This is a genomic window from Rhodopirellula maiorica SM1, assembly GCF_000346295.1.
Lineage (GTDB): Bacteria > Planctomycetota > Planctomycetia > Pirellulales > Pirellulaceae > Novipirellula > Novipirellula maiorica.
The window spans coordinates 1-1,460 of record NZ_ANOG01000852.1 but is presented as its reverse complement, the minus strand read 5'-3'; the positions used below and the strand labels follow the sequence as shown (position 1 = coordinate 1,460).

Annotated in this window: 1 protein-coding gene; it reads right to left on the bottom strand. The window is 55.3% G+C overall.

Features of this window, described 5'->3' with window-relative positions:
* On the bottom strand, positions 1-1,435 hold a 1,435-nt coding region (locus tag RMSM_RS27340; protein WP_236622318.1), incomplete at its 3' end, for a DUF1549 domain-containing protein.
* Positions 1,436-1,460 lie beyond the last annotated feature (25 nt).

Sequence of the window (1,460 nt, the reverse complement as noted above, 5' to 3'; positions counted from 1 at the left end):
CAAACTTTTTCGGAGCACTACCTGTCAACTGCCACACCGCATCCAAAAACTGTTCGGCGGTCATGCGGCGGGCACGGGGGCCGCGATAAACATAGTCGCCCATCGCCGATTCGTCTTCACTGATCTCGGTTTTCGATTGATAGGCTGCCGAGGTCGCGATCAGCCGCAATGTCGCTTTCAAATCGTATTGATGCTCGGCGAAATGAACGGCCAAGTAGTCCAGCAGATCCTCGTTCCACGGTTCCGATTGCATTGCGTCAAGCGGTTGGACAATGCCTCGTCCCATCAAACGGTACCACAGCCGATTGACGATCGTGCGCGTGAAACGTCCATTTTCGGGATGGGTTAACAGCTGCGCTAGCTGCTGCAATCGTTCCTCGCGAGGCGCCGAGGCATCGATTTGACCCAGTTCAGGAAACAACCACGATGCTTGCTGCGTTTCCCCGGTTGGCTTGTCGCAGCGGTGCAGTTGCAGAGGTGTTTCTGCATAGATCGCTCCTAATCCATAAGCCTCTTTGAGTGTCCATCGATCAATGAAGCTGTCGTGGCACGAGGCGCATTTCATGTTGATGCCGAGAAAGGACTGCGACACGCTTTGTGCAAACTGGATTTCGAGCGTTTGCCCTGCGCTAACCGTGCCACGCCACTTGATGCCATCGATGTAACCGCGGCTTTCGTCCGAAGTGGGAGCAATCAGTTCGCGAGTCAATTGGTCAAAAGGCTTGTTCTGGAGAAGAGATTGGTACAACCAGCGGCTGATTTGCCGACGTCCTTTAGTAATGAATCCGGTGCCGCTGTAGTCATTGCGAAGCAAGTCGTTGAAGAACGTCAACCAGTGGTCGGCGTAGTCAAGATCGCGTGAGAGCAGCTCGTCCACCAGACGAGTTCGTTTATCAGCGGACGAATCGTTCCGAAAGGAGGTAAGTGCATCGGCAGTCGGCAACAGACCGACCAAGTCCAAGTGGACACGGCGAAAGAACGTCGCGTCGTCGATCGGCGGTGGCGTCGGCAAACCATGCTCGGATAAATAAGCATCGAGTATTCGATCAATCGGATTGACGCGTCCATCGATTGCCGGCGGCAGCTCGGGACGGCGCGGCCGCAGCGGCGGTTCGTAATTTTGAATTGCGAAGGTGAAGTCATCGTCCCACGGCATCCCCTGATCGATCCAGCGGCGTAGCCGAGTGGTTTCGTTGGCGCTCAAGCGAGGCCGATCCGGTGGCGGCATTTGTTCGTCGGGATCGTCCGAGGTGATCAAACGAATCAGTTCCGAAGTGGACGAGTCCTCCGGTTCGACCATCCCGGATTCAATCATCAAGCCGCGAGTATTGATCGAGAAGTCGCCTTCGGCTTCGCGACCGCCGTGACAGGTGACACAGTTTCGTTGCAGGATTGGCACAATGTCGTGAGCAAAATCGATCGGTTCCTCTGCCACGGTTGTCACAGTGCAAAAAACGAGT